Annotated in this window: 22 protein-coding genes and 1 riboswitch; of the genes, 11 read left to right on the plus strand and 11 right to left on the minus strand. The window is 75.6% G+C overall.

What is annotated here, in order from left to right; all coding sequences use genetic code 11:
* The first annotated feature begins 65 nt into the window (after nt 1-65).
* Genes CNX65_RS28665 through CNX65_RS28675 form a run of 3 tightly spaced genes read left to right on the plus strand, consistent with a single transcriptional unit; the run spans nt 66 to nt 2,520 of the window.
* Nucleotides 66-1,148, plus strand: a complete 1,083-nt coding sequence (locus CNX65_RS28665) for a hypothetical protein (RefSeq protein WP_157767889.1) — start codon at nt 66-68, stop codon at nt 1,146-1,148.
* Nucleotides 1,145-1,834 carry a hypothetical protein gene (locus CNX65_RS28670; protein WP_096496532.1) on the plus strand — a complete coding sequence of 230 codons (690 nt, stop codon included), beginning with the start codon at nt 1,145-1,147 and terminating at the stop codon, nt 1,832-1,834. The genes CNX65_RS28665 and CNX65_RS28670 overlap by 4 nt, the downstream gene beginning before the upstream one ends.
* On the plus strand, nt 1,831-2,520 hold the full coding sequence (locus CNX65_RS28675) for an HAD family hydrolase (RefSeq protein ID WP_096496533.1): 690 nt from the start codon (nt 1,831-1,833) through the stop codon (nt 2,518-2,520). Before CNX65_RS28670 ends, CNX65_RS28675 begins: the two co-directional genes overlap by 4 nt.
* A gap of 65 nt (nt 2,521-2,585) precedes the next feature.
* Here the strand turns inward: CNX65_RS28675 and CNX65_RS28680 are convergent, their stop codons facing one another.
* On the minus strand, nt 2,586-4,331 hold the full coding sequence (locus CNX65_RS28680) for a proline--tRNA ligase (protein ID WP_096496534.1): 1,746 nt from the start codon (nt 4,329-4,331) through the stop codon (nt 2,586-2,588).
* Between the two features lie 197 nt (nt 4,332-4,528).
* Here CNX65_RS28680 and CNX65_RS28685 point away from each other — a divergent pair, with 197 nt between their 5' ends.
* From CNX65_RS28685 to CNX65_RS28715, 6 genes are all read left to right on the plus strand, one after another.
* Nucleotides 4,529-4,882, plus strand: coding sequence for a VOC family protein (locus CNX65_RS28685; protein WP_096498047.1), 354 nt, complete (start codon nt 4,529-4,531; stop codon nt 4,880-4,882).
* Between the two features lie 261 nt (nt 4,883-5,143).
* Nucleotides 5,144-5,911, plus strand: a complete 768-nt coding sequence (yaaA, locus tag CNX65_RS28690) for a peroxide stress protein YaaA (protein ID WP_096496535.1) — start codon at nt 5,144-5,146, stop codon at nt 5,909-5,911.
* 1,045 nt (nt 5,912-6,956) lie between these two features.
* Nucleotides 6,957-7,598: a Crp/Fnr family transcriptional regulator gene (locus CNX65_RS28700; RefSeq protein WP_232520046.1), complete on the plus strand. Its 642-nt coding sequence runs from the start codon at nt 6,957-6,959 to the stop codon at nt 7,596-7,598.
* Between the two features lie 131 nt (nt 7,599-7,729).
* Nucleotides 7,730-8,449: a Crp/Fnr family transcriptional regulator gene (locus CNX65_RS28705; RefSeq protein ID WP_041838465.1), complete on the plus strand. Its 720-nt coding sequence runs from the start codon at nt 7,730-7,732 to the stop codon at nt 8,447-8,449.
* Nucleotides 8,450-9,301: 852 nt separating this feature from the next.
* Nucleotides 9,302-10,207 (plus strand): serine protein kinase RIO, encoded by a 906-nt coding sequence (locus tag CNX65_RS28710; RefSeq protein WP_096498048.1) that lies wholly within the window; start codon nt 9,302-9,304, stop codon nt 10,205-10,207.
* Nucleotides 10,208-11,001: 794 nt separating this feature from the next.
* Nucleotides 11,002-12,507 carry a DEAD/DEAH box helicase gene (locus tag CNX65_RS28715; RefSeq protein ID WP_096496537.1) on the plus strand — a complete coding sequence of 502 codons (1,506 nt, stop codon included), beginning with the start codon at nt 11,002-11,004 and terminating at the stop codon, nt 12,505-12,507.
* A 307-nt stretch (nt 12,508-12,814) separates the two neighbouring features.
* Here the strand turns inward: CNX65_RS28715 and cobA are convergent, their stop codons facing one another.
* From cobA to CNX65_RS28760, 9 genes are all read right to left on the minus strand, one after another.
* Nucleotides 12,815-14,032, minus strand: coding sequence for a uroporphyrinogen-III C-methyltransferase (gene cobA / locus CNX65_RS28720; RefSeq protein WP_096496538.1), 1,218 nt, complete (start codon nt 14,030-14,032; stop codon nt 12,815-12,817).
* Between the two features lie 308 nt (nt 14,033-14,340).
* Nucleotides 14,341-15,126 (minus strand): S1 family peptidase, encoded by a 786-nt coding sequence (locus CNX65_RS28725; RefSeq protein WP_096496539.1) that lies wholly within the window; start codon nt 15,124-15,126, stop codon nt 14,341-14,343.
* A gap of 88 nt (nt 15,127-15,214) precedes the next feature.
* Entirely contained in the window at nt 15,215-16,474 is a 1,260-nt protein-coding gene (locus tag CNX65_RS28730; RefSeq protein WP_096496540.1) for a cobalamin biosynthesis protein, read from the minus strand.
* A gap of 331 nt (nt 16,475-16,805) precedes the next feature.
* The gene (locus CNX65_RS28735) at nt 16,806-17,654 is read right to left on the minus strand and encodes a bifunctional cobalt-precorrin-7 (C(5))-methyltransferase/cobalt-precorrin-6B (C(15))-methyltransferase (protein WP_096496541.1); all 849 of its coding nucleotides are present in this window, start codon (nt 17,652-17,654) and stop codon (nt 16,806-16,808) included.
* A 4-nt stretch (nt 17,655-17,658) separates the two neighbouring features.
* Complete coding sequence (locus CNX65_RS28740) at nt 17,659-18,789, minus strand: cobalt-precorrin-4/precorrin-4 C(11)-methyltransferase (protein ID WP_096496542.1); 1,131 nt, start codon at nt 18,787-18,789, stop codon at nt 17,659-17,661.
* 170 nt (nt 18,790-18,959) lie between these two features.
* The gene (locus tag CNX65_RS28745; protein ID WP_096496543.1) at nt 18,960-20,357 is read right to left on the minus strand and encodes a cobyrinate a,c-diamide synthase; all 1,398 of its coding nucleotides are present in this window, start codon (nt 20,355-20,357) and stop codon (nt 18,960-18,962) included.
* Nucleotides 20,354-20,968, minus strand: coding sequence for a cob(I)yrinic acid a,c-diamide adenosyltransferase (cobO, locus tag CNX65_RS28750; protein ID WP_096496544.1), 615 nt, complete (start codon nt 20,966-20,968; stop codon nt 20,354-20,356). Before cobO ends, CNX65_RS28745 begins: the two co-directional genes overlap by 4 nt.
* Before the next feature lie 94 nt (nt 20,969-21,062).
* The gene (locus CNX65_RS28755; protein ID WP_096496545.1) at nt 21,063-23,096 is read right to left on the minus strand and encodes a putative cobaltochelatase; all 2,034 of its coding nucleotides are present in this window, start codon (nt 23,094-23,096) and stop codon (nt 21,063-21,065) included.
* A gap of 58 nt (nt 23,097-23,154) precedes the next feature.
* Nucleotides 23,155-23,224: riboswitch (cobalamin riboswitch) on the minus strand.
* Between the two features lie 145 nt (nt 23,225-23,369).
* Nucleotides 23,370-24,263: an oxidoreductase gene (locus CNX65_RS28760; RefSeq protein WP_096496546.1), complete on the minus strand. Its 894-nt coding sequence runs from the start codon at nt 24,261-24,263 to the stop codon at nt 23,370-23,372.
* 61 nt (nt 24,264-24,324) lie between these two features.
* On the opposite strand from CNX65_RS28760, the gene CNX65_RS28765 reads away from it, so the two are divergent.
* On the plus strand, nt 24,325-25,011 hold the full coding sequence (locus tag CNX65_RS28765; protein ID WP_096496547.1) for a TetR/AcrR family transcriptional regulator: 687 nt from the start codon (nt 24,325-24,327) through the stop codon (nt 25,009-25,011).
* Nucleotides 25,012-25,277: 266 nt separating this feature from the next.
* Nucleotides 25,278-26,456: an 8-amino-7-oxononanoate synthase gene (locus tag CNX65_RS28770; RefSeq protein WP_096496548.1), complete on the plus strand. Its 1,179-nt coding sequence runs from the start codon at nt 25,278-25,280 to the stop codon at nt 26,454-26,456.
* Here the strand turns inward: CNX65_RS28770 and CNX65_RS28775 are convergent.
* Nucleotides 26,407-26,859 (minus strand): GNAT family N-acetyltransferase, encoded by a 453-nt coding sequence (locus CNX65_RS28775; protein ID WP_096496549.1) that lies wholly within the window; start codon nt 26,857-26,859, stop codon nt 26,407-26,409. The genes CNX65_RS28770 and CNX65_RS28775 overlap by 50 nt on opposite strands.
* Between the last annotated feature and the right edge of the window lie 81 nt (nt 26,860-26,940).

A 26,940-nucleotide genomic window follows, 5' to 3' on the forward strand; every position in this document is an offset into this window, starting at 1 on the left:
CGACCTCGATCGCTTTTCCATCACCTGTCCGGATTCCGACTGGTGGAGGCGGTACCGTGCGAGCCGTGACTTACCCAGGTGACGGGCAGTCCGGCTGGGGTGGCCAGGCAGGTCAGCCCCACCAGGGCGGGTGGGGGCAGGACGGCGTCGGCGGCTCCACCCCGCAGCCGGGACAGCCCCAGCAGCACTATCCGGATCACTCCTTCGGGGCTCCCCAACCGGGTTATGGGGATCAGCAGGGTTACCCCCAGCCGGGTTATGGCGACCAGCAGGGCTACCCGCAGCCCGGCTACGGCGAGCAGCAGGGCTTCCCCCAGCAGGGCTTCGGCTCGTACGGCGGGCTCGGCGTGTTCTCCGGCGGCGAGGAGCCGCCGCGGAAGAGCACCAAGGGCAAGGTGTGGCTGGCCGTGGGCGCGGTGGCGCTCCTGCTGGTGGGCGGCGGCGCCACGGCGTACGTGCTCACCCGCCCCGAGGACGGCAAGACCACCGTGGCCGCGTCGAGCAGCCAGGCCGCGCCCAGCAGCAGCGCCGCCTCCTCGCCCGCGCCGACCTCGCCCAGCGCCGAGCCCGCGAGCTGCACGGCGGTGACCTCCGGCTGGAACTGCCTGCCGGTCACCGACCTGGCCTACAGCTACGACGTGCCGAAGTCGTGGGCCCCGCAGAAGGGCAGCTCGCCGGTCACGAACCTGGACGCGCGCCTGACCGGGCTGTCCATGTTCGGCGTCTACACCTGCGAGGGCCGCTCCTACAACCGGGGCAACGCGGGCGGCGCGCTGATCTCCAGCACCGACCTGGCGGGCGTCGCCAAGGACGTGGCCGACAAGGTCGCCAGGTACTTCTACGGCAGCGCCCCGGAGCTCGACGTCAAGCTCACCGACCCGAAGGAGGTGACCGTCCCGAACGTCGGCGGCGGTCAGCCCATCCCGGCGGTGCAGGTCGACGCGACGATCACGGCGGGCGGCGGCAACGCCTGCATCGCGTCCAAGGGCATGGTGCGCGTGCTCGCGGCCAGGGGCGAGCGGGCCACGCACGTGTTCATGGCCAACGGCGACCTGGCGGGCGGCCCGGACTCCGCACCCGCCTCCCCCACCGAGGGCGACCTCCAGGCGATGATCGACTCGGTGCGCCCGCTGGCGGTGGGCGGGTGAGCTACTCGGGCCTGGGCTACTACCAGCAGCAACCGCCCTCCAAGCCCAAGCGCACGGGGCTGTGGATCGCCCTGTCGGTGCTCGGCGTGCTGGTCGTGGCGGGCGGCGTGGTGACCGCCGTGCTGATCGGGTCCGGCTCGGACGCCGCGGCGGGCGGGCAGACCGCGGCGACCTCCCCCTCGGCGCAGCCGGAGTGGACGACCGCCCGCGGCTCGGGGCTGACCTACCAGGTGCCGCCCTCCTGGGAGGAGAGCGGCGACGGCTTCGCGGGCGGCACCCGGCTGACCGGCGTGTGGGTGTCCCGGCCGTTCGAGTGCCAGGACAGGCAGATGGTGCAGGCGATCGTGTCGTCCGCGCAGGTCAACGCGGCGACGCTGACCGTGCTCACCCAGCTCGGCAAGGCCGTGGCGAACAACGGGTACACCGTGGACGGCACCCCGCCGAGCGTGGGCGAGCCGGTGGTGACCGAGTCGGACGACCGGACGACGGTGGTGCTGCCGGTCGAGCCGAGGGGCGTGAGCGCCTGCTACGCGCCGAAGGCGGAGATCACCCTGGTGGCGGCGCAGCTGCCGGGCGGGAAGCACGGCGTGCTGGTGCTGAACGTCGCGCAGGGCGGGCCGCACGTGGCCCAGGGCCCGAGCGACGAGGAGGCCGACCGGATCGTGGGGAGCGTGCGCGTCTCGTGAAGACCCTCGTGCTGTGGGACATCGACCTGACCCTGATCGACGCCTCCGGGCTCGGCCACGCCTGGTACGGGACCGCGCTGCGGACGGTGTCCGGGCTGGAGCTGGTGCACCGGCCCTCGTACGCCGGGCGGACCGAGCGGGCGATCAGCAGGCAGCTGCTGCTCTCGCACGACCTGGAGGCCACCGACGAGCTGATCTCCCGGCTGCACGCCGAGCTGGTCGCGGTGGCGCGGCTGGAGCACGGGCGGCTGGCCGAGCGCGGGCGCGCGCTGCCCGGCGCGGCGGCGGTGCTGGAGGCGCTGGCGGGCGAGCCGGGCGTGGTGCAGTCGCTGGTGACCGGGAACCTGGTGGAGATCGCCCGGTACAAGCTCGCGGCGTTCGGGCTGGAGGAGCACCTGGACTTCGCGATCGGCGGGTTCGGCGAGCTGTCCGACGACCGGCCCGACCTGGTGCGCGAGGCGGTGCGGCTGGCGACGGCCAAGCACGGCGCGGCGCCGGAGTCGGTCGTGGTCGTCGGGGACACCCCGCACGACGTGGACGCGGCGCTGCACCACGGGTACCGGGCGGTCGCGGTGGCGACCGGGCGCAGCGACGTCGCGGAGCTGGAGGCGTCCGGGGCGCACGCGGTGCTGGTGGACCTGTCGGACACCGCCGACGTGGTGGACGTGCTGCTCGGCAGGCGCTGAGGTCCGCTGGACGTGCAGGGGGCCGGTGCTCGGGTGAGCGCCGGCCCCCTTCTCCGCGCCTCGGGTCAGCCGCGCGCGACGGCCAGCACGTGCTGCACGGCCTCGTCGACCGGCACCTCGACGCGCTCGCCGGAGCGGCGGTCCTTGACCTCGACCAGGCCGCCGGCCAGGCCACGGCCGACCACGAGGATCGTCGGCACGCCCACCAGCTCGGCGTCGGCGAACTTCACGCCGGGGCTGGCCTTGCGGTCGTCCAGCAGGACGCTCAGGCCCGCCGAGGACAGCTCGCCCGCGAGCTTCTCGCCGCCCTCCAGGAGGGTGGCGTCCTTGCCCGCGACGACCACGTGCACGTCGGCGGGGGCGACGTTGCGCGGCCAGATCAGGCCGCGGTCGTCGTGGCTCTGCTCGGCGATCGCGGCGACCAGGCGGGACACCCCGATGCCGTAGGAGCCCATGGTGATGCGCACGGGCTTGCCGTCCGGGCCGAGGGCGTCGAGCGAGAACGCGTCGGCGTACTTGCGGCCGAGCTGGAAGATGTGGCCGATCTCGATGCCGCGCGCGGCCACCAGGACGCCCTTGCCGTCGGGCGACGGGTCGCCCTCGCGGACCTCGGCGACGTCGATCGTGCCGTCCGGGGTGAAGTCGCGACCGCAGAGCAGGTCGACCACGTGGTGCTCGTGCCGGTCGGCGCCGGTCACCCAGGCGGTGCCCTCGACGACGCGCGGGTCGACCAGGTAGCGGACCTTGTTCGCGAGCAGCGCGCCGGGACCGATGTAGCCCTTGACCAGGAAGGGGTGCGCCTTGAAGTCGGCCTCGTCCAGCATGGCGACCTCGGCGGGCTCGACGGCCGCCTCGAGGCGCTTGAGGTCGACCTCGCGGTCGCCGGGCAGGCCGATCGCCAGCAGCTCCCAGTCGGAGCCGGGGACGCGGGTCTTGACCAGCACGTTCTTCAGCGTGTCGGCGGCGGTGAACTCGCGGCCGAGGCCCGCGTTGTTGAAGAACTCGACCAGGGTGTCGATGGTCGGGGTCGCGGGCGTGCTGTGCACCTGCGCCTCGGGACGGCCCTCGACCGGCTGCGCGGGGGGCGCGGGGGTGGTGACGGCCTCGACGTTGGCCGCGTAGTCGGACTCGGTGCTGCGGACGAAGGTGTCCTCGCCGTTCGGGGCGACCGCGAGGAACTCCTCGGAGGCCGAGCCGCCCATCGCGCCGGAGGTCGCGGACACGATGACGTAGTCCATGCCGAGCCGGTCGAAGATCTTGATGTAGGCGGCGCGGTGGCGCTGGTAGGCCTCGGCCAGGCCCTCGTCGGTGAGGTCGAAGGAGTACGAGTCCTTCATGACGAACTCGCGACCGCGCAGGATGCCCGCGCGGGGGCGCGCCTCGTCGCGGTACTTGGTCTGGATCTGGTAGAGCGCGACCGGGTAGTCCTTGTACGAGCTGTACTCGCCCTTCACGGTGAGCGCGAACAGCTCCTCGTGGGTGGGGCCGAGCAGGTAGTCGGCGCCCTTGCGGTCCTTCAGGCGGAAGATGTTGGGGCCGTACTCGGTCCACCGGTTGGTGGCCTCGTAGGGCTCCTTCGGGAGCAGCGCGGGGAACTGGATCTCCTGCGCGCCGATCGCGTCCATCTCCTCGCGGACGACCCGCTCGATGTTGCGCAGCACCCTCAGGCCCAGCGGCAGCCACGAGTAGCCGCCCGGCGCGACGCGCCGCACGTAGCCCGCGCGGACCAGCAGCTTGTGGCTCGGGACTTCGGCGTCGGCCGGGTCCTCGCGCAGCGTGCGCAGGAACAGCGACGACATCCTCGTGATCACGGTTGGGACTCCTCGTGGGGCTGGTGGTCCTGAAAAGCCTAGTGAACGGGGTGGCGGGGGTTCCAGCCGGTTACCCCGGCGCGGGGCGGGCGGGGGTCCGCGGTCGTGACCCGGACGGGTGGTGTTCGGGGGTGGGGGCGGCGGTGGGGGTCGGGCGGGGCCGGGAATTGTCGGGGGTCGTCGTTAGCGTGCCGGGCATGGGGCTGAGCTACGGGATGACGACGGTGGACGCGGCGGACCCTCGGGGGTTGGCGGCGTTCTGGGCGGGCGCGCTGGAGACGGACGCGGTGCAGGAGTACGGGGACGACGGGGACCTGGTGATGCTGACGGCGGAGGGCGGGGTGCGGTTGGGGTTCCAGCGGGTGGCGGAGCCGACGCCGGGGAAGAACCGGGTGCACCTGGACTTCGGGGCGGCGGATCTGGCGGCGGAGGTCGAGCGGTTGACCGGGTTGGGTGCGGTGCTGGTGGCGGAGCGGTCGATGCCGGGGGTGGAGTGGGTGGTGCTGGCCGATCCGGCGGGGAACCAGTTCTGCGTGTCGAGGGCGGGGTGAGGTGGGGCGGGTGAGGTGAGGGGGGTGCGCGGCGGCGGTTGGTGACGCTTGGTGACCGGTCGGGGCGTGGTCGGGTCTCGGCCGGGGTGTCGCGTGGTCGGGTCCCGGCCGGGATGTCGCGTGGTCGGGTCCCGGCCGGGATGTCGCGTGGTCGGGTCCCGCCGGGGTGTCGCGTGGCCGGGTCCCGCCGGGGTGTCGCGTGTCCGGGGTAACGGCGGGAGTGGCGGGGACGGGCGGTTCCGGTGGGTAGGCTCGCCGGTCGTGCTCGTGCTGCTGCCTCCGTCCGAGACCAAGGCGACCGGTGGGTCCGGCGCTCCCCTCGACCTGGACGCGCTGTCCCACCGGGAGCTGAACCCGGTGCGCGACAAGCTCGTCACCGCGCTGGTCGACCTGGCCGCCGACGTGCCCGCGTCGCTGGCGGCCCTCGGCCTGTCCGAGCGGCAGGCCGGGGAGGTGGGGCGGAACGCCGAGCTGCGCACGTCGGCCACGACGCCCGCGCTGCGGCGGTACACCGGCGTCCTCTACGACGCGCTGGACGTCCCGTCGCTGACGAAGGCCGAGCGCGACCGCGCGTTCGCCAGGATCGGCGTGGTGTCGGCGCTGTTCGGCCTGGTCGGGGGCGGTGACGCGATCCCGGCGTACCGCCTGTCCGGCGGCAGCGCGCTGCCCGCGACCGGTCCGCTCGGCGCGCTGTGGCGCCCCGCGCTGACCCCGGTCCTGGCGGAGGCCGACGAGTTCGTCGTGGATCTGCGCTCGGGCCCGTACGCCTCCCTCGCGAAGGCCCCGGCCGCCGTGGTGGTGCGGGTGGTCAGCGACGACGGGTCCGGGCGGCGCAAGGCGGTGAGCCACTTCAACAAGGCCCACAAGGGCCTGCTCGCACGCGCACTGGTCCGCTCCCGCACCGAGCCGTCCACGGTGGCGGGGCTGGTGAAGGTCGCGGCGAGCGCCGGACTGACGCTGGAGGAGACCGGGGCGAAGGCCCTGGACCTCGTGATCATCGGCAACCCCGCGGACAAGCCTGCGGCCTGACAGCGGCACCGGGAACTCGGGCACCCGGAACTCGGGCACTCGGAACCTGGGAACCCCCAGAACTCAGGAGCTCGGAACCCGGGAACCCCAGAGCTCAGGGGCCCGGCAACCAGCCCCGGACTTGGCCCCGGCCCCGGCCCCGGACTTGGCATCGGCATCGGCATCGGCATCTAGCTGGCCAGATCCGGCGGCGGACTCTGCCCAGGCAAATCCGACAGGCACACGACAAGCCACGCCACCGGGCCGGGGCTTTACCGCGCTGGGACTCGCCGGGGCGGAGCGGGGGGCACCGACCTGGGTCGAACCGGGACAGATCGGGCCAGGCAGGCCGGGCAGGCCGGGCCGGGCGGGCAAGGCAGGCCGGGCCGGGCGGGCAAGGCAGGCCGAGCGGGGCGGGCTAGGGCAGGCCGGGCGGGCGAGCTGCGGCAGGGCGGGGCGGGGCGGGCTGGAGCAGGGGCGGGCAGGCAGGCGAGCTGCGGCAGGGCAGGGCGGCGGGGCAGGGCAGGGCGGCGGGGCAGGGCGGGCAGAACCGGGCCGGGCGGGGCAGAACCGGGCGGGGCGGGCGGGGCGCGTCTCGCCGGGGTTGGGTTCGAGCGGGCAGAGCCCGGTCGGGTCGTCGCCCTTGCCGCGCTTTGCCGCGCCCTTCCGCGAGGCCGCGTTCTCCGGCCCCGGCGCTCTCCCCCGCCGCCACACCCCAGCCCTCGCGCTCTTGCCGGGCGTTCGACGCGCCCCCGCCCCCTCCCCCACCGCTATTCCGGGGTCCCCAGCCCACGTCCGGTGGTGTCCAGCCTGCTCCCCGTGGTGTTCGGTGGGTTCCGGCGGTGTTCGGCGGTGTTCGGCGGTGTTCGGCGGGCAGGGTGCGCGCCGGCCCCGTTCGGTCGCCGCCGCTCGGGTGAACGGAGTTGCACGCTTCACGTGGAATGCCCGGATTCTGGGAACGGCGGGGGTGTCCGGGCCGACATCCGTCAGGGAGAGAAGTCGATCCGGGGGGTGTGCGTTGACCGGTGCTGATCCGGTGTGGCCGAGCACGAGTCTGCTGGGGAGGGTGCGCGAACCCGCGCGAACCGACCTGCTCGCGCTGGGGACGCGGGTGCCGTACGGGCCGGACAAGGAGGTGATCGTCCAGGACGCGCGCGACACGCACGTGCTGCTGCTGCTCAGCGGCATGGTGAAGGTGCAGGCCGTGGACGAGGACGGTGAGCACGCGCTGCTGGACATCAGGATCGCGGGTGACGTCGTCGGCGAGATGGCGGCGTTGAGCGGGAAGCCCCGGTCGGCCACGGTGCGCACCTGCGGGGAGGTCGTGGCCCGCGCGATCACCCGCGCCGACTTCCAGGCGCTGCTGCTGCGCCGCCCCGAGGTGGCGATGGAGCTGGTGCTGGTGGTGGGCGAGCGGTTGCGCTGGTCGATCGACCGCCGCCGCGACTTCCTGTCCTGCCCGGCGCCGGTGCGGGTGGCCCGCGTGCTCGTGGAGCTGGTGCAGACCTACGGCAGGCAGGACAAGGACGCGTGGCGGCTGGGCATCCCGCTGACCAAGGTCGAGCTGGCCTCGATCGCGGGCATGAAGCCGCGCACGGCGGAGAAGGCGTTCAGCGACCTGCGGCACGCGGGCGTGGTCGTCAGCAACCTGCGCCGCGACGTCCTGGTGCCCGACCTGCGGGCGCTGCGCCGCTACGCCGGATCCTGAGAAACCGCGCGTTCGGGTGGAATCCCGCGCTTCGGCGAAACGAACCGGCCGTGCGGCGCGACCTGCACGCCGGGGGATGACAACGGTTGCAGCGAGTTGCGGATACGACGCATTAGGGGTGGATGGTGCTGATGTCATGGTCACCGAGCACGACCCAGCCGGAGCAACCGGTGTGGCCGCACGACAGCCTGCTGTCGCGGCTGCGCGATCAGGCGCGCGACGAGCTGCTGGCGATGGGCACGGTGGTGCGGTACGCGCCGAACCGGGACGTGATCGTGCAGGACGCCCGCGACACGCACGCGCTGCTGCTGCTCGACGGCGTGGTGAAGGTTCAGACCACGGACGAGACCGGCGACACGGCGCTGCTGGCGATCAAGGCGGCCGGTGACTTCGTCGGCGAGATGGCGGCGCTGGACCGCAAGCCGAGGTCGGCGAGCGTGATCACGTGCGGCGAGGTGACCGCGCGGATGATCAGCAGCAGCGAGCTGATGGGCTTCCTGCACCGCCGCAACGAGGTCTTCGTCGAGATGATCGGCATGGTCAACGAGCGGCTGCGGTGGGCGATCGAGCGCAGGCGGGACTTCCTGGCGCGGGCGGCCGACGAGCGGTTGGCGAAGGTGCTCGCGGAGCTGGTGCGCACGCACGGCCGCGAGGAGCCGGGCGGGTGGACGCTCGGGTTCCCGCTGACCAAGGTGGAGCTGGCGTCGATCGCGGGCATGAAACCGCGCACGGCGGAGAAGGCGTTCAGCGACCTGCGCAAGGCCGGGGTCGTGGTGAGCCACCTGCGCCGGGACGTGCTGGTGCCCGACCTGGACGCGCTGCGCGCCTACGCCCAGCGCCCGCCGCGCTGAGCGGCGGGCCGGGTTGGGTGGCGGGCCGGGCTGGGTGGCAGGCCGGGCAGGGCCGGGTGGCGGGCCGGGCAGGGTTGGGTGGCGGGCCGGGCAGGGTTGGGTGGCTGGGCAGGGCAGGGCGGGCAGGACTGGGCTGAGCGCCAGGTCAGGCCGGGCTGAGCATCGGGCCGGGCAGGTATCGAGCTAAGCGGGCATCGGGCCGGGCTGGCATCGGGCCGGGCCAGCCGTTGGAGTGGGCTGGGCACTGGAGTGGTCGGAAAAGCGGTTGCCCCGCCGGGTGCGGGCGGGGCATGGTGGGTGAGCACAGCGACTCGCGGGCCGGAGAGCCCGGAGCGGATTCGGGGAGGAGGTGTCGACATGGCCATGACACCTGTCCTGGACGCGGCACCGGCCCGTCCACCCACCCCGGCGCTCCACAGGGTCTGACGCGGTCGCGCGGCCCGACGTCGGGGTGATCACCCACTTCCCGCTGGGAGCCCCGCTGTGCGCGAGCACGCGATCACTACTGACGCACTGCACGAACTCAAGATCAACTTCAATCACGGCGGTCGATCTGACGACGCCGCCGATGTCGACGCGCCCGAGTCCGGTTCGGGCGGTGGCGCGGGTCGCCACGACGACACCGATACCCGCTACGGCGACGCGGACGAGGCCGGCACCGGCTACGACGACATCGATGATGTCGACGCCGGTTACGGCGACACCGATGATGTCGACGCCGGCTACGGCGACACCGGCGACGTCAACGCCGGCTACGGCGACACCGACTACGACGCCGGTCATGACGGTGGCGACGGCGACGACGCCAGCGACGACGACGCCGACCCGCACAGCCGCTGGTCCGACTACGAGCTGGACGACTACGGCCCGCGCGAGGTCAGGACCCGTGTCCGGGTCGTGCGGGACGACGAGGAGAACGTCCGGCGCGGCAGGCTCACCGAGGAGGCCAAGAAGCGGCTCGGCGAGTCCCGGCAGCTCACCGGGCCCGAGGACGGCGACCGGTGGTCCACCTGGGGCAGCGCCGACCAGGGGCCCGCGCCGCACCCGGCGTGGCTGGTCACCGACCTCGGGGCCGTCGACCGGGAGCTCGGGCTGATCAAGTCCGGCAAGGAGGCGGACGTCTCCCTGCTGGAGCGCGCCACGCCCGACCGGTCCTGCCTGCTGGCCGCGAAGCGGTACCGGGACAACGACCACCGGCTGTTCCACCGGGACGCGGGCTACCTGGAGGGCCGTCGGGAGCGGCGGAGCCGGGAGGCCCGCGCGATGTCCCGGCGCAGCGCGTTCGGGCGGAACCTGATCGCCGAGCGGTGGGCGGTGGCCGAGTTCGCGGCGCTCGGCGCGCTGTGGCAGCGCGGCGTGCCGGTGCCCTACCCGGTGCAGCGCGACGGCACCGAGGTGCTGATGGAGTTCATCGGCGACGGCGCCCAGGCCGCGCCCCGGCTCGCCCAGACCAGGCCCGAGCCGGACGCGCTGGTGGACCTGTGGCGGCAGCTCGGGTCGGCGCTCACGGGGATGGCCGCCGCCGGGTACGCGCACGGCGACCTGTCGCCGTTCAACCTGGTGGTGCACGACGACCGGCTCGTGGTGATCGACCTGCCGCAGCTGGTCGACCTGGTCGCCAACCCGCGCGGGGCCGAGTTCCTGGCGCGCGACGTGCGGGTGGTGGCCGAGTGGTTCACCGCGCGCGGCCTGCCCGCCGAGCTGGCCGACCCGGTCGAGCTGACCGCCGACCTGCTCCGGGAGGCCGGGCTGGCGTGAGACGGGCGCCGCCGGGTGGGAGGGCGCGCCCCCTCACCCGGCGGCGAGCGCGGCGCACGTGCGGTGAGAACGCGGGACACCACCCGCGAACACGTGCGGTGGGAGCGCGATCTCGTTGTGTCACCGATGCTTTCGCGCGGTCGACGCCGCTCGGTCACCACCCCGCCACCCCACGTCGCGACGGTGCGCGACGACGGCGCCCGCCGGGCGTCACCGCGCGTTCGCGGCGCCGCGAACACCGGCTGCCGTCCGTGACCGCCGCGCGAACGCGCCCCGTGACCACAGCTCGGGTCCCGGTCGCGCACGGGCCGCCCGACCAGGGCCCCTTCCACCACCGGGTCGTCCCGGAACCGGAACCTCTTGCGCCCCAGCGGTTTCCGCGTTCGGAGAGCGGACGCCCGCGCGCGGTCGCACCACCGTCAGGTGGAACCCGGCCACGTCCGGGTGCCGCGCGCGCCGCGCCCTCAGGCGGCACGGGGGACCGCCGAACCCCTCGGTGACCGCCCGCAGCCCGCCGAGCCAGCCGCCCCCCGACCTTCCCGACGTCCGCGCAGGTCAGAGCCCCGCCGCCGAAACTAGGCCGAGTGGCCGCGACCCAATGGATGATGATCAGCTAGACTGGTCAACGCACCGCACGAGGGCGCTACATTCCAGCGCCCCGAGGTCACCACTCAGGACCACCCGGTGCTCCACCCAACCGTCGGCGCTACGAAGCGCCGGGCCCGTCCGCGCGATCGCGCCTGCCCACGAGTGCAGAGCAATCCCCGTGACGTGCCGTGTCCCGGAGGTATGTTTTGCCACCCGTGTCCCAGAGCCGTTCCGAGCGCCCGCAGTCCTCTCGCAGGCCCCGCAGGCGCTCCGGCCAGGGCAACCGCCGTCCGCAGCACGTGGACGCGCCCCTCGCTTCCACCGTTCCCGACCACGTCGAGAGCACCCTCCCCGAGGGCCCGCTGCCCTCGTTCAGCGAGCTGGGCCTGGCCGACGAGCTGGTCCGCGCGCTCGCCACGGCCGGGATCACCGAGCCGTTCCCCATCCAGGCCGCGACCCTGCCCGACTCGCTCGCGGGTCGCGACCTGCTCGGCCGGGGCCAGACCGGCTCCGGCAAGACCCTCGCGTTCGGCCTGGCGCTGCTGTCCAGGCTGGCCGGTGGCCGCGCCAAGCCGCACATGCCGCGCGCGCTGGTGCTGGTCCCCACCCGTGAGCTGGCCATGCAGGTCGAGGAGGCGCTGTCGCCCTTCGCCCGCGCCCTCGGCCTGTGGTGCCGCACCGTCGTGGGCGGCACGTCCTTCCCGCGCCAGATCGACGCGCTGCGCAGGGGCGTCGACCTGCTGATCGCCACGCCCGGCCGGCTCTCCGACCACGTGCGCCAGGGCACCGCGGACCTGTCCGAGGTCATGTTCACCGCCCTGGACGAGGCCGACCAGATGGCCGACATGGGCTTCATGCCGCAGGTGCGGGCCATCCTGGACCTGACCCCCGAGAACGGGCAGCGGCTGCTGTTCTCCGCGACGCTCGACGGCGACGTGGACAAGCTGGTCCGCCAGTACCTGCACGACCCGGTCGTGCACTCGGTCGCGCCGCCCACCGGCAGCGTCACCACCATGGAGCACCACCTGCTGTTCGTGTCCGCCGAGGACAAGCAGTCGGTCGTGACCGAGGTGGCCGCCCGCGAGGGCCGCACGATCATGTTCGTGCGCACCAAGCACCACGTGGACCGCCTGGCCAAGAAGCTGCGGTCGATGGGCGTGCACGCGGGCGCCCTGCACGGCGGCAAGGCGCAGAGCGCGCGCACCCGCGTGCTCGGCCAGTTCCGCGAGGGCACGACCCCGGTCCTGATCGCCACGGACGTCGCCGCGCGCGGCATCCACGTGGACGACGTCAGCCTGGTCGTGCACGTGGACCCGCCCGCCGACCCGAAGGACTACCTGCACCGCGCGGGCCGCACGGCGCGCGCCGGGCAGTCGGGCACGGTCGTCACGCTGGTCACGCACGACCAGCGGCGCGCCGTCCAGGGCCTGACCTCGCGCGCGGGCATCCGCCCGGAGTCGACCAAGGTCCGTCCCGGCGACGACGAGCTGATCCGCATCACCGGCGCCCGCGAGCCCAGCGGCGTTCCCGTGGTGGAGCCCGAGGTGCAGCCGCGCGGTCGTCGCGGCGGCGCGGGCGGTGGCGCGGGCGCGCGTCGTGGCGGCGGCGGGTTCTTCCGCGGCGGTCGCGAGGGTGGCCGCGGCGAGGGTGGCGGCCGTGACCGCGACCGCTCGGGCGGCCGTCCCCGGCGCAGCGCGGCCCCGCAGCACTGACGAGTGACGAGTGACGCGCGGCGCCGGTAGCGGGCGCTGACGCGGAACGGCGAGAGCCCCGGTCCCCTGGTGGGACCGGGGCTCTCGTGTTGCCGGGGGACGGGTGGGGTGGCGGGAGCACCGGTGTCGCTGCGTGATGTGGCCGCCGGGCGCCAGCCGGGGCCCGGTTCCCGAGCGTGACGCCCGCGCCCGGAGTCCGGTGGCCGAGCGTGATCCGGACCGGTGGCCGAGCGTGAGGTGACGGCCGGGGTGCGCGGTGGCGGTGCGTGACGTCGCGCGGGAGGCCGGGGCGTCCCGCGCGACCGGCTCACGCCTGCTCGGGCAGTTCCCCCGCCAGGCCGGCGACCGGGCCGACGACGATGATCGCGGGCGGGCGGACGTGGTGCGCCGCAACGGCTTCCGCCAGACCGTCCAGAGTGGACCGCACGATCCGCTGGGCGTCCGTGCTGCCGTTCTCGACGACGGTCACCGGCGTGTCCCCCGGGCGGCCCTCGCGGAGGGCTGCGGCGAACGCGGCGGCGCGCTCCACGCCCATCAGGATCACCACGGTGCCGCGCAGCCTCGCCAGGGCGCCCCAGTCGACCAGGGAGCGCTCGTCGTCCGGCGCGACGTGGCCGGACACCACCACGACCTCGTGCGCCACACCCCGGTGCGTCACCGGGACGCCCGCGAGGGCGGGCACGCCGAACGCGCTGGTCACGCCCGGCACGACGGTGACCGGCACGCCCGCCTCGGCGCAGGCGATCAGCTCCTCGAAGCCGCGCCCGAACACGTACGGGTCGCCGCCCTTGAGCCGGACCACGAACTTCCCGGCCTTGGCGTTGTCCACGAGCGTCCGGTTGATGAACTCCTGCGCGGCGGCCCGCCCGTACGGGATCTTCGCGGCGTCGACCACCTCCACGTGCGGCGGCAGCTCGTCCAGCAGCCACACCGGGCCCAGGCGGTCCGCGACGACCACGTCGGCCCTGGCCAGCAGGCGCCTGCCGCGCACGGTGATCAGGTCGGGGTCGCCGGGGCCGCCGCCGACCAGGGCCACGCCCGCGGGCTGGTCGTGCTGGTCGGCGAGGGTGCCGTCGCGCAGCGCGGACAGCACGCCGTCGCGCACGCGCGCGGAGCGGTTGTGGTCGCCGCTGGCCAGGACGCCGACGAGGAGGCCGTCGTGGTTGCCGGAGGCGGGCGTGACGGCGGTGCCGAGCGCGCCGACGTCGGCGCGCACGCAGAACACGCGGCGGGCCTCGGCGTCGGCGGTGATCCGGGCGTTCACCTCGGGGTCGGAGGTGCAGGCGAGCACGTACCACGCGCCGTCCAGGTCGCCGTCGGCGTAGCGCCGGGCGTGCCAGGTGACCGCCCCGGAGTCGACCACGCCCTGGACGGTGGGGGTGACCTCGGGCGAGACGAGTTCGACGCGGGCGCCGGACGAGACCAGGCGCGGCAGGCGGCGCTGGGCGACGGACCCGCCGCCCACCACGACCACGCGCTTGCCCGCCAGGTCCAGGCCCACCAGGTAGTGCTGTTCTCCGTGCATGGCGAGAAGCATCCCCGGCGGACGGGCCCGCGCCCAAGGTGGGTGTCCCACATCACGGGAAGCGGGTGTCGGAGTGTGAGCGGACGGCGGGAGGGCGCGCGGCGGCAGGGCGCAACGGCCGCGCCGCGCGGGCGGAAGGGCACCGGGCCGGGCGGGGCGAACGGACCGGGACCCGCGGGCGGGCGCGGGCACGGGGGAACGCGCGGACCGACCGAGGGCTGACCGGTCCGCGCGCCCGCCCGCGCCCGGTCGACCGGAGGACGTCGGTCACCGGGCGTGGGGCGCGCCCGAGGGCGCGCCCCCGGCGGTCATCCGATCTGCGCGCTCAGCACGCTGTAGTAGGCCGCGACCCTGGCGTACACGCCGGGGTAGTTCGGCAGTGCGCAGCCGTTGCCCCACGAGGTGGCGCCGATCAGCTTGCCGCCCGCCACGAGCGGGCCGCCCGAGTCGCCCTGGCAGGTGTCCTTGCCACCGGCCGGGACGCCCGCGCACACCATCGAGGTGTTGCTGTACTGCGAGTACGCGGTCTTGCAGGTCGCGTCCGAGGTGACCGGGACGGTGACCTTCAGCAGGTAGCGGGACGTGGAGCAGCCGGAGCAGGTGGCGCCCCAGCCGTACGCGACGGCGTTGGTGCCCGCCGCGTACAGGGCCGTGTCGGACGGGGTGGCCAGCGGCAGGTAGGTGCCGCTGACGCTGGTGCCCAGGGTCAGCACGGCCACGTCGTAGCCGCTGGTCGCGGTGCGGTAGCTGGGGTGCGACCAGATGCTGGAGACGGTGGCCACCGTGCCCGCGGTGCTCTGCTTGTCCTCGCGGCCGATCACCACGCGGGTGCTGGACGCCGAGCGGCCGGCGACGCAGTGCGCGGCGGTGACGACCTTGTTGGCCTTCACCAGGGTGCCGCCGCAGAACTGGGAGCCGGAGGAGGAGGCCAGGTACACCGCCCAGGGGGCCTCGCTGATCGAGGCCCTGGCGCCGCCCACGATGAACGGGGTGACGTCGGACGCCGAGGACACCGGGGTGGTCATCAGGCCGATCGCGGCGGCAGCCACGCCCAGGCCGATGAACTTCGCCAGGCGACGCAGGGTTTTCGCCATCGGAGTTCCTTTCCGTGCAGGAGTGAGCACTCACTGCAACGCACCCGACGGCCTCCCGGCAACCTCCTTCAGCGGGACTGAGGGGGCTTCACAATTGACCAGTGACTCCGGTCACACGAACGACATCGGCGTGTACCGGCCCGGCAACAACCGGTCCCGCGTCCGGCGCCACCAGCGCCACCGCGACGCCCTGCTCGGCCAGCCGGACCGCGCCGTCCGCGCGCACCGACGTGCCCGGCCGCAGCAGGTGCCTGACCTGGTCGACGCACTCCGGCGGCCCGACCACCACGGACGCGCGGCGCAGCTCGGCCTCGGCGCGCGGGGTGCGGTCGTCCGCGCCGCCCGGCCCGAGGCCGATGAGCGCCAGCCTGCCCCTGGGCAGGACGCGGGCGGCGGCGACGGTGGCCCGCGCGCCCTTGACCTTCTCGGCGGCGATCTCCACCCGGCCGCCCGCGGACAGCTCGGCCGCGCCGCGCAGCGCGGCGGCCTCGGCGACGCTGGGGATGCCGATGGCCAGCTCCACCGGGTTGGGCACCGGGATGACGGCCAGCTCCTCGCCGGGGTAGCCGAGCAGGGGCGTGGTGGTGGAGCCGTGCCAGAAGCCCCAGTCCTCGACCGCGTCGACGATGCCGGGCTCCTCGGTCTTGCGGTCGAGCGTGGCGAACGCGCGCACCGCCCGCAGGTCCAGCCTGCCGTCGGCGGCGAGCTTGGCGAGCGCGCCGGAGACGTCGGTGGACGTGACGCCGGCGCTCGCGCCGATGCCGATCACGAGCGTCCTGGGGATCACCCGGACCACGTGGTCGCCCAGCTCGGTCCTGGGCACCCGGTCGTCCAGCAGCACCGTCCACGCGGCCTCGTGACCGGCGGGCAGGACGTTGTCCGGCAGCGCGGGCAGCGGGAAGCCGAGCGGGTTGGCGAGCGCGACCGGCTCGCCCGCGCGCATCGCCTCGCCGCACGCCGCGGCGTCGCCCTCGGCGGTGGCGTCGAGCAGTTCGAGCAGCTCGTCCAGGGGGGACGCGGTGGGCGGGGCGGTGGTGACGGCGGTGCGGCCGAGCACGTCGGCGACCCGCTGGGCGAGCGCGTCCGCGCCGCCGAGGAGGGCGATGGCGAACGCGCCGTCGACGCACACCACACCGGGGTCGGAGCGCTCGTCGCGCAGCAGGGGGGCCACGAGGCGGACGACGGTCTCGCTGCCCTCGAAGAACACGGCGCTGCCCAGCACCGGCCACATCCGGCGCAGCGCGGGCGCGACGGGGCCGTCGGGGACGACGGCGTCCGGGCCGAGGAAGGCCGCGAGCTCCTTGGCCTGCGCCCTGCCGCGCTCGGTCGACGCGAACAAGCCGATCACGCTGCCTCCTTGCCGGGGTGGGGGTGCCATCCTTCCCCGCCCGGCGCGGTGGGGTGGGGGCGGGTGGGGTGGGGGGCGGCGGGGAGAGGCTGAGGGGGGACGAGAAGGGCCGGGAGGAGCGGGCGGGGCTGCGCGAGGCGGGCGGCGCAGGCGGAGCCGGACGGAGCCGCGCAGGGCTGCGCGAGGCGGGCGGCGCAGGCGGGACAGGACCAGGCGGGGCTTGGTCTCGCCAGGCGGGACCAGGCGGGACCAGGCGGGACCAGGCGGGGTCGGGCGGGGTCGGGCGGGGTCGGGTTCGGGCTTGGCGGGTTCCGGGTGCCGGGTGGGGGTCTCAGGCCGGGCGTTCGGCCCACAGCACGGTGACCGGGTCCACCGCGCGCAGGTGGTCGTCCTCCAGCCTCGCGGCGGACAGCTGGGTGCCGGACACCGCGTAGCCGCCGTCGCGGAGGGCGTCGTGGGACGGCAGGACGGCGTCGAGGCGGGTGGTGGCCACGACCACGCGGCGGGCGCCCAGGGCGGCGCAGGTGCGCACCGCGCCCGGTCCCCCGCCGCCGACGAACACCGCGTCGGGGCGCGGCAGGTCGTGCGGGGCGAGTTCCACGTCGGACTCGACCACGCGCACGTCCACGTGGTGCGCCGAGGCGTTCGCGATGATCCGGACGCACTGCACCGGGTCGCGCTCCACGGCGACCACGGCCGCGCCCAGGCGCGCGCACTCCACGGCGACCGCGCCGGGACCCGCCGCCACGTCCCACACCAGGGCCCCGGACCTGGGGCCCAGCTTGGCGAGGACGAGCGCGCGGACCTCGGCGGTGGCGACCAGGCCGTCGCCCCGGTGCGAGAACTCGTCGTCCGGCAGCGCCCACCGCGAGGTGTCCGGGAGCAGCGGCTGCTCGGCGAGGCACAGCACCGGGAGCGGCTCCGGCCAGGAGCGGAGCGCGACCTCGGCCGGGTCCACTGTGGACGGTCCGGGCGCACCGGGCACCACCAGGGTGCGCCGCCAGCCCGCGAGGCCCCTCGCCAGCGCGGCCGGGTCCGCGTTCGCGACCAGCACCGAGGAGCGGGCCAGGCACACGTTGCGGGCGTGCGCGAGGCCGTGCTCGGCGGCGTCCACCACCGTGACGGCGGACCAGGTGCGGCCGGTGTCGGTCAGGAAGCGGTGCAGCGCCGGGACGTCCACGCCCTCAGCCTGTGCGCTTGGACTTCTTCCCGCGCGCCGGGGCGGGCTTGCGCGGGGTGGTGCTGGCCTGGACGGAGACGGTCCTCTTGCGCGCCGCCGCGACCGGGGGCTTCCTCCTCGGCTCCGGCGCCTCCTCGGGGGAACCGGCCTGACCGGGCAGCGAGTCCACGGCGGGCTCCTCGGCGACCGGCCCGGCCGCTGTGGGCTCAACCGACCCCGCGGGCTCGGCGGGCTCGGCCAGCGACCGCGCTATGGGCAGCTCCGCGCCGTCCGCGCCGGACTCCTCGCGCGCCCTGGCCCAGCGGGAGCGCGCGGTCTCCTGCAGGTCGTGCACGGCCGACCAGGCGGCCTCCGAGCGGGACTCGGCGCCCGTCGCCCGCGCCGTCCGCCACTTCGAGGCGCGGGGCTGGCGCACCGGCTCGTCCCCGATCGGCGCGCCCCTGCGGACCGGCGCCCTGAGCGCGTCCCCGACCAGGAACAGCGTGCTGCGGTAGAGCTTGTGCTCCTTGACCGCCGACTCCAGCTCGCCCAGCGTGGTGCGCACGAGCACCGCGTCCGGCAGCGACACCTTGTAGGCGATCACGACCGGCGTCGTGTCGGCGTACCCGCCCGCGCGCAGCTGCTCGGCGACGCGGTCGGCGCGCGCGGCCGACGCGGACAGGGCGAGCGTGGTGCCGTGGGCGGCCAGCTCGCGCACGTGCTCGGCGCTCTCCGGGCTGGCCAGCACGAGCGACTGCGCGACCTCGGAGGTGGTCAGCTCCCGCCCGACCGACGCGGCGGCGGCGGACACCTGGGTCACGCCCGGCACGACCTCGATCTCCAGCCCCAGCCGCAGGCACGCGTCGTGCTGCTCGCGCAGCCCGCCCCACGTGGCGGGGTCGCCCGCGTGCAGCCGGACCACGGCCTGGCCGCTCGCGGCGGCCCTGCGGTAGACCTCGACGACCTCGGACTCGGTGACGCGGGAGAAGTCGACCAGCTCCGCGCCGGGGCGGGCGTGCTCGCGCACGCACTCGGCCTCGACCACGCTCGGGGCCCACACGACGACGTCGGCCTCGGCCAGTCGCCTGGCCCCTCGGAGGGTGATCAGATCGGCGGCACCGGGGCCGGCACCCACGAAGGCGACCCGACCTGTCATCTGAGAACTCCCCACGACGTGCTCGGTGTGAACGGCCCGACCGTATCGCGCAGGGCCCTCTCCCCATCGAGCGCCCTGATCCCGGCACGGAGCGCGACGATCGGGGTGGACGCGCCGTGAGCGGCACCCCGGATGCCGCGCCCCTGGGCCGTCCGGGTGAGCGGCGGGGGTCAGGCCGGTGGGTGCCCCCAGGCCGCGCAGGCGGCGGTGAAGCGGTGCGCCGCCCCTGGGATCGAGGCCGGGTGGGTGTGCAGGTAGGACGCGTGGACGTTGCCGAGCACGAAGCCCTCGGCGGCCGGGCGGCCGTCGTGCCCGCGCCAGCGCCACGCCGGGTCGGCGCCGTGCGGGGTGCTCAGCGCGGTGCGGTGGAACTCGTGGCCGGTGACGCGCGCGCCGACCGGCAGCAGCACCGAGTCGACCGGGGCGACCGCGTCCCGGTAGCCCAGCACCAGGCGCGGGGTCATGGCGGCCTCGGAGTCGACCACCCCGCACATCGGGGCGCCGTCGAGGGACTTGGCCAGGTACAGCAGGCCGCCGCACTCGGCGTGCACGGGCGCGCCCGCGCGGGCCAGCGCGGTGATGGCGGCGCGCAGCGGCTCGTTGGCGGACAGCTCGGCCACGTGCTGCTCGGGGAACCCGCCGGGCAGCAGCAGCCCCGAGGTGCTCGCGGGCAGGGTCTCGTCGCGCAGCGGGTCGAAGACGACGACCTCGGCGCCCGCCGCGCGCAGCAGCTCGGGGTGCTCGGCGTAGCCGAAGGTGAACGCCGGGCCGCCGGCGACCGCGATCACCGGTCGTCGCGCGCCGGGAACCGTTGCGGCGCCTGGGTTTTCGATCGCAGCCGCGATCTCGGCTTCCGGGTCCCAGGCCCGCGCGGCGACCGGGTTGGCGGTGGCCGCCAGCGCGCGGACCGCCGCGAGGTCCACGTGCGCGCCGACCGCGTCGGCCACCGCCTCCACCGCCGCGACCGCCTCGTGGCCGTGCTCGGCGGCGGTGACCAGGCCGAGGTGGCGCGAGGGCAGCGCGAACCGGTCGTCCCTGGGCAGCACGCCCAGCACGTCCAGGCCCACGTCCGCGCAGGCGCTCCGCAGCACCTGCTCGTGCCGGGGCGACCCGACCTGGTTGAGGACCACGCCGCCCAGGCGCACTCCGGGGTCGTAGCCCCGGAAGCCGTGCAGCAGCGCGGCGAGGCTGCGGCTCTGGCCGCGCGCGTCCACGACGAACAGCACGGGCGCGCCGAGCAGCTTGGCCACGTGCGCGGTGGAACCGACGCCGTCGGTGTCGATCCGCCCGTCGAACAGGCCCATGACGCCCTCGACCACGGCCAGGTCCGCGCCGCGCGCGCCGTGCGCGAACAGCTCGGGCACCCGGTGCTCGCCGACCATGACCGGGTCCAGGTTGCGACCGGGGCGGCCGGTGGCGAGCGCGTGGTAGCCGGGGTCGATGTAGTCGGGGCCGACCTTGAACGGGGCCACCGCGTCGCCCGCGCGGCGCAGCGCCGCCATGAGCCCGGTGGCGACGGTGGTCTTGCCGCTGCCCGAGGCCGGGGCGGCGACGACCAGCGCGCTCACCACTCGATCCCCCGCTGGCCCTTCTGGCCCGCGTCCATCGGGTGCTTGACCTTGGTCATCTCCACGACCAGGTCGGCGGCGTCCACGAGCGCCCGCGGGGCGTCCCGGCCGGTGATCACCACGTGCTGGTGGCCGGGGCGGTTGACCAGCACCTCCACCACCTCGTCGACGTCGATCCAGCCCCACTTGAGCGGGTAGGTGAACTCGTCCAGCACGTACAGGCCGTGCCGCTCGTCGGCGATGCGGCGGGCGATCTCGCGCCAGCCCTCCAGCGCGGCGGCGGCGTGGTCCTCCTCGGTGCCCGCCTTGCGGGACCAGGACCAGCCCTCGCCCATCTTGTGCCACTGCACGGGCCCGCCCTGGCCGGTGCTCTCGTGCAGCTCGCCGAGCGCGCGGAACGCGGCCTCCTCGCCGACCTTCCACTTGGCGGACTTCACGAACTGGAACACGCCGATGTCCCAGCCCTGGTTCCAGCCGCGCAGGGCGAGGCCGAAGGCGGCGGTGGACTTGCCCTTCATCGGGCCGGTGTGGACGAGGAGGAGGGGGCGGTTGCGGCGCTGGCGGGTGGTGAGGCCGTCCGACGGCACGGCGGTGGGTTGGCCCTGCGGCATGTCGTGGCTCCAGGTGTGGTGGGGAGGGGGACGCCCGCGGCGCGCGGACCGGCGCGACGGCGGCGGGCGGGGTCGGGCGGGGGGAGCGGGTCGGTCAGGCCGCGCGGGCGGCGCGGACGACGCCCGCGACCTGGTCGGCGGACAGCTCCTCCAGGCGCAGGCACGCGCCGTCGAGCGCGGCGGCCACGCGGGCGGCCATGCCGAGGCGGACGTGGCCGCTCTCGCAGTCCACGACCACCGACGCGACGCGGTCGGCGGCCAGCAGCCCGGCCGCGCGCAGGGCGTCGCGGACCGGGTCGCCGCCCGCGCCGGTGGCGGTGGCGCGGCCGTCGGTCAGCAGGACCAGCAGCGGGCGGCGGCGCGGGTCGCGGACCTTCTCGGACTGGAGCAGGCGGCGGGCGCGCAGCAGGCCGTCCGCCAGCGGGGTGCGGCCACCGGTGCGCAGGGCGCGCAGCCGGGCGGCGGCTGCGTCCACGGACGTGGTCGGCGGCAGCGCGGTCTCCGCCTCGGAGCCCCGGAAGGTGATGACGCCGACCTTGTCGCGGCGCTGGTAGGCGTCGCGCAGCAGGGAGATCACCGCGCCGGACACGGCGGACATGCGCTGGCGGGCGGCCATCGAGCCGGAGGCGTCCACGACGAACAGCACCAGGTTGCCCTCGGTGCCCTCGCGGACGGCCTTGCGCAGGTCCTCGCCGCGCAGCAGCAGGCCGGGACCGGTGCGGCCCCTGGCGCCCTGGTGCGGGGCGGCGGCGGTGAGCGTGGCGACCAGGTGCAGGCCGGAGCCCTCGGTGGTGGAGGGGCGCACGGCCCGGCCGCTGCGGGAGCGGGCGCGGGAGCGCTTGCCGGACGCGCCCTCGCCGACGCCGGGGACCTGGAGCAGGCGGGTGCGGAACGCCGGGGACGGGCTGTGCGTCCTGGTACCGCCGGAGCCGCCCTGCTTGCCGTCCTGCTGGGACGGTCCGGGCTGCTCGCCGCCCGGCTCCTGCGGGCCCTGCGGCTGGTCGGGGCCCTGGCCGTCGTCGGGACCGCCGCCGTCCGGGCCGCCGTCCGGGCCGCCGTCGTCGGGACCGTCCGGGTCGTCGTCGGGCTCGTCCTGCGCGTGCTCGGCGCCCTGCCGCATGGCGTCGGAGAGCTGCTCCTCCTCCATGCCGGGCTCGTCGAACGGGTCGCGGCGCTTGCGGTGCGGCAGGGCGAGGCGCACGGCGGCCTCCACGTCCTGCTCCTGCACCGCCTCGGCCCCGCGCCAGGCGGCGTGCGCGGTGGCGGCGCGGGCCACGACCAGGTCGGCGCGCATCCCGTCCACCTCGAACGCCGCGCAGATCCCGGCGATGCGGCGCAGCTCGGCGTCCGGCAGCGCCACGGACGGCAGCGCGGCGCGGGCCTGCGCGATGCGGGCCGCGAGCGCGGCGTCCTCGGCCTCCCAGGCCTTCGCGAACCCGGCGGGGTCGGCCTCGTAGGCCAGGCGGCGGCGGATCACCTCGGCGCGGGTGGGCACGTCGCGGGCCGCCTTGACCGCCACGGTCAGGCCGAACCGGTCGAGCAGCTGCGGGCGCAGCTCGCCCTCCTCCGGGTTCATCGTGCCCACCAGCAGGAACGACGCCGGGTGCGACACCGAGACGCCCTCGCGCTCGACGTGGGCCCGGCCCATGGCCGCCGCGTCGAGCAGCAGGTCGACGAGGTGGTCCTGCAGCAGGTTGACCTCGTCCACGTAGAGCACGCCCCGGTGGGCGGCGGCCAGCAGGCCGGGCTGGTAGGCGCGGACGCCCTCGGTGAGGGCGCGCTCCAGGTCCAGCGAGCCGATCAGCCGGTCCTCGGTGGCGCCGACCGGCAGCTCGACCAGGCGGGCCGGGCGGTGCTCGGCGGCGGGGTCGGCCCCAGGGGCGCCTGCGGGGTGCGGGCCGTCCGGGCAGTCGGCGTCCACGCCGGGCTCGCAGCCGAAGCGGCAGCCGGGGACGACGGCGAGGTCGGGCAGCAGCGCGGCGAGCGCGCGCACCACCGTCGACTTGGCCGTGCCCTTCTCGCCCCGCACCAGCACCCCGCCCACACCGGGGTGCACGGCGTTCAGGAGCAGTGCCAAGCGGAGGTCGTCGTGCCCTACGACGGCGGAAAAGGGGAAGCGCGCGCCCATGCGGCGGTGTCCTTCCTCGGGTGTCCACGCCCGTGTCCGGTCCAAGCGATCGGGGGTCGAGTTCCTGACTCCCGGTTCTGACGCCGGTCACAGTGGCGGGACCGCGCCGGATTCGCACCGGCTTCCTCGCGCACCCCTCGCTACAGCCTGGGCATCGTCGCATCCCGCACGGGCTGGGCCAAGCGCGCGGACCGCGGTGTGGGTGATCTCGCAGCGCGTGGCCGCCGCTCCCCCGCGGCCACGCGCCCCCGGCGGCTAGGCGGACGTGAGCGGCTAGGCGGACGTGAGCGGCAGCGGGAAGGTCACGCCGGTCAGCTCCTCGGAGACGGTCCACAGCCTGCGGGCCAGTTCCGCGTCCTGCGCCGCCCTGGACCGGCCGACCAGCTTCGGCGCGCCCTTGCCCAGCGCCCCGCTCGGCCCGGAGAACGCGTTGCCGGGGACGGTGGCGAGCGCCGCGTGCAGGGTCGCCTGCGCGCCGCCCTCGTCGGTCTGGCCGACCGCCCGCACACCGGCGTTGACGAGCCGGTTCAGCGGGTTGTCCCCGCCCTGCGCGCGGAACAGGTTGGTCGCGGCGAGGCCGGGGTGGGCGCTGGTGGCCAGCACCGGGGAGCCGACGGCGGTGAGCCTGCGCTGGAGCTCGGCGCTGAACAGCAGGTTCGCGAGCTTGGACTGGCCGTAGGCGGCCATGGCGCGGTAGGGCTTGCGCTCCCAGTTCAGGTCGGCGAAGTCGATCTTCCCGACCCGGTGCGCGCCCGACGACACGGTGACCACGCGCCCGGTGATCCTCGGCAGCAGCAGGTTCGTCAGCGCGAAGTGGCCGAGGTGGTTGGTGCCGAACTGGGACTCGAAGCCGTCGGCGGTGCGGCTGAGCGGCGGGGTCATCAGGCCGGCGTTGTTGATCAGCAGGTCGACCGGGTCGCCGAAGCCGTCGGCGAACGCCCGGACCGAGGCCAGGTCCGCCAGGTCCAACTCGCGGACCTCGGTGCTCCCCGGCATGGTCGAGGCGGCTTCCCTCCCCTTGGCGGGGCTGCGCACGGCGAGCACCACGCGCGCGCCCCTGGCCGCGAGGACGCGGGCGGTGACGCGGCCGATGCCGCTGTTGGCCCCGGTGACAACGGCGGTGCGGCCGGTCAGGTCGGGGAGGTCCGAGGCAGAGAATGTAGTCACAGACAACAATGTAGCCACCGACAACACAATCGGCAACCGGCAGCCCGTTAACCTGGTGCCCGTGACCGCCGACGACCGCCCTTACCACCACGGGAGGCTCCGCGAGGCCCTGCTCGACGCCGCCTGGCGCAGCGTGCGGGAGCACGGCGCGGAGCAGCTCTCGCTCCGCGAGCTGGCCAGGGAGGTCGGGGTCAGCCACGCCGCGCCGCGCAGGCACTTCCCCGACCGGCAGGCCCTGCTCGACGCGCTGGCGATCGCCGGGTTCGAGCGGATGGACGCCGAGCTGCGCACCGCCGTGGCGGGCGCGGGCGCGGACTACCGGGACCGGCTGGTCGCCGCCACGCGCGCCTACTTCCGGTTCGCGGTGGACGACCCGGCGCTGCTGGAGCTGATGTACACCGGCAAGCACCGGCCGGGCGCGGACGCCGTCGTCGCCGCCGTGGCGGCCCCGCTGGGGCTGCTGGAGGCGATGCTCGCCGAGGGGCTGGAGCGGGGCGAGCTGGGCGACGGGGACCCGGAGCGGATCGGCGTGCTGATGTTCGCGACCGTGCACGGGCTCGCCGCCATGGTGAAGGGCCGGATGGTCGACCGGGAGGTCGCGGGCGGGCTGGTGGACGACGCGGTGGTGCGGTTCCTCACCGGCGGCGTCCCGAGCGCGGCGGGCGCACCGGGCGCGGCGGGCGCACCGGGCGCGGCGGGCGCACCGGGCGCGGCGGGCGGCGCGCTGTGGACCTGCCCCCGGCCCTGAGCGCTGCGGACCTGAGCGCTGCGGCACCGAGCACCGCCGTCCCGAGCACCGCCGTCCCGAGCGCAGCCGTGCCAGGCGCCGCGCCCCCGAGCCTGGTCGGCCCCGGTCCGATCACCCGGCCCGCGCGTCCCGACCCCCGCTGACCAGCGGCGACCCGCCGCGCCCGGCGCAGCGGGCGAACGCCCGCCCACCCGTGGCGACGCGCCGGGGCGCGGGGAGGTCCACGTTCCGGACCGCCGCGGCGGCGGTGGTGCGAGACTCCTCCCGTGACGGAGCACACCGGGGAGTCGGTATTCGACTGGATCGACGCGCGGGCCGAGGCTCGGGCCGAGGCCGGGCTCACCCGGAGGGTGCGGCCACGCCCGGCGTCCGGCGGGGCGCTCGACCTGGCGGGCAACGACTACCTCGGGCTCGCCAGGGACAAGCGGGTCGTGGGCGCGGCGGCCGCCGCGTCGATGCGCTGGGGCGCGGGCTCGACCGGGTCGCGGCTGGTCACCGGCTCCACCGAGCTGCACACCGAGCTGGAGTACGAGCTGGCGAACTTCTGCGGCGCGCAGGCGGCGCTGGTGTTCTCCTCCGGGTACGCGGCGAACCTGGGCGCGCTGACCGCCCTGTCCGGGCCGGGCACGGCGATCGTGGCCGACCAGCACATCCACGCCTCGCTGATCGACGGCTGCAAGCTCTCGCGCGCGGACGTGGTGGTGGCCGGGCACCGCGACCTGCCGCAGGTCACGCGCGCGCTGTCCACGCGCGGCGAGCGGCGCGGGCTCGTGGTGACCGACTCGGTGTTCTCCGTGGACGGCGACACCGCGCCGCTGGCCGAGCTGGCGGCGGCGTGCAGGCGGCACGGGGCCGGACTGGTGGTGGACGACGCGCACGGGCTGGGCGTGGTCGGCGACGGCGGGCGCGGCGCGGTGCACGCGGCGGGCCTGGCGAAGTCCCCGGACGTGGTGACGACGGTGACGCTGTCGAAGGCGCTGGGCGCGCAGGGCGGCGCGGTGCTGGGGCCGGGCCGGGTGATCCGGCACCTGGTGGACACCGCGCGCACGTTCATCTTCGACACCGGTCTCGCGCCGGGCAGCGCGGCGGCGGCGCTGGCGTCGCTGAAGGCGCTCAAGGAGGAGCCGGAGCGCCCCGAGCGGGTGCGCGAGGCGGCCCGCCTGCTGTCGGAGCGGTTGCGGGAGCGGGGTTTCCGGGCCAGCGAGCCGAGCGCGGCGGTGGTGTCGGTGCTCGCGCCGTCGCCGGAGGTCGCGGTCGCGTGGGCCGAGGCGTGCCGGGAGCGGGGCGTGCTGGTCGGGTGCTTCCGGCCGCCGTCGGTGCCGGACCAGGTGTCGCGGCTGCGGTTGACCGCGCGCGCCGACCTGTCCGAGGCGGACCTGGCGCGCGCGGTCGAGGTCATCGCCGAGGCCGGCGCATCCGCAGGTGCGGGATCCCGTCCTCGATGAACTCCTCGCCCTCGGGGGCGAACCCGAACGAGGCGTAGAAGTCCACGACGTAGGTCTGCCCGTCGAGCACCGCCTCGGCGTCGCCGATCTCGGCCATGGCCGCGACCATGAGGCGGCGGCTGAAGCCCTTGCCTCGCGCGGTCCGCGCGGTGACGACCCGGCCGACGCGGAGGACGCCGCCGGGCTCCTCCAGCAGCCGCAGGTACGCCTGCGGCTCGCCGTCCTCCTCCAGCCACAGGTGCCGGGTGCCCGGTTCGAGGTCGCGGCCGTCCAGCTCGGGGTACGGGCAGTTCTGCTCGACGACGAACACGTCGACGCGCAGCTTGAGCAGCGCGTACAGCTGGGTCGCGGTGAGGTCGGCCGCCCACTGCCTGCGCAGGGTCGCCGGGTGGTGTTGCGTCACCCTGAATTGGTAGCACGGGCGCGGTCGTTCGGGAGGCGAACGGCGATCCCGGTCACCCCGGCCGCGACGGCGCCGCCGCGC

It is taken from the genome of Actinosynnema pretiosum, from assembly GCF_002354875.1.
Classification (GTDB): Bacteria; Actinomycetota; Actinomycetes; order Mycobacteriales; family Pseudonocardiaceae; genus Actinosynnema; species Actinosynnema auranticum.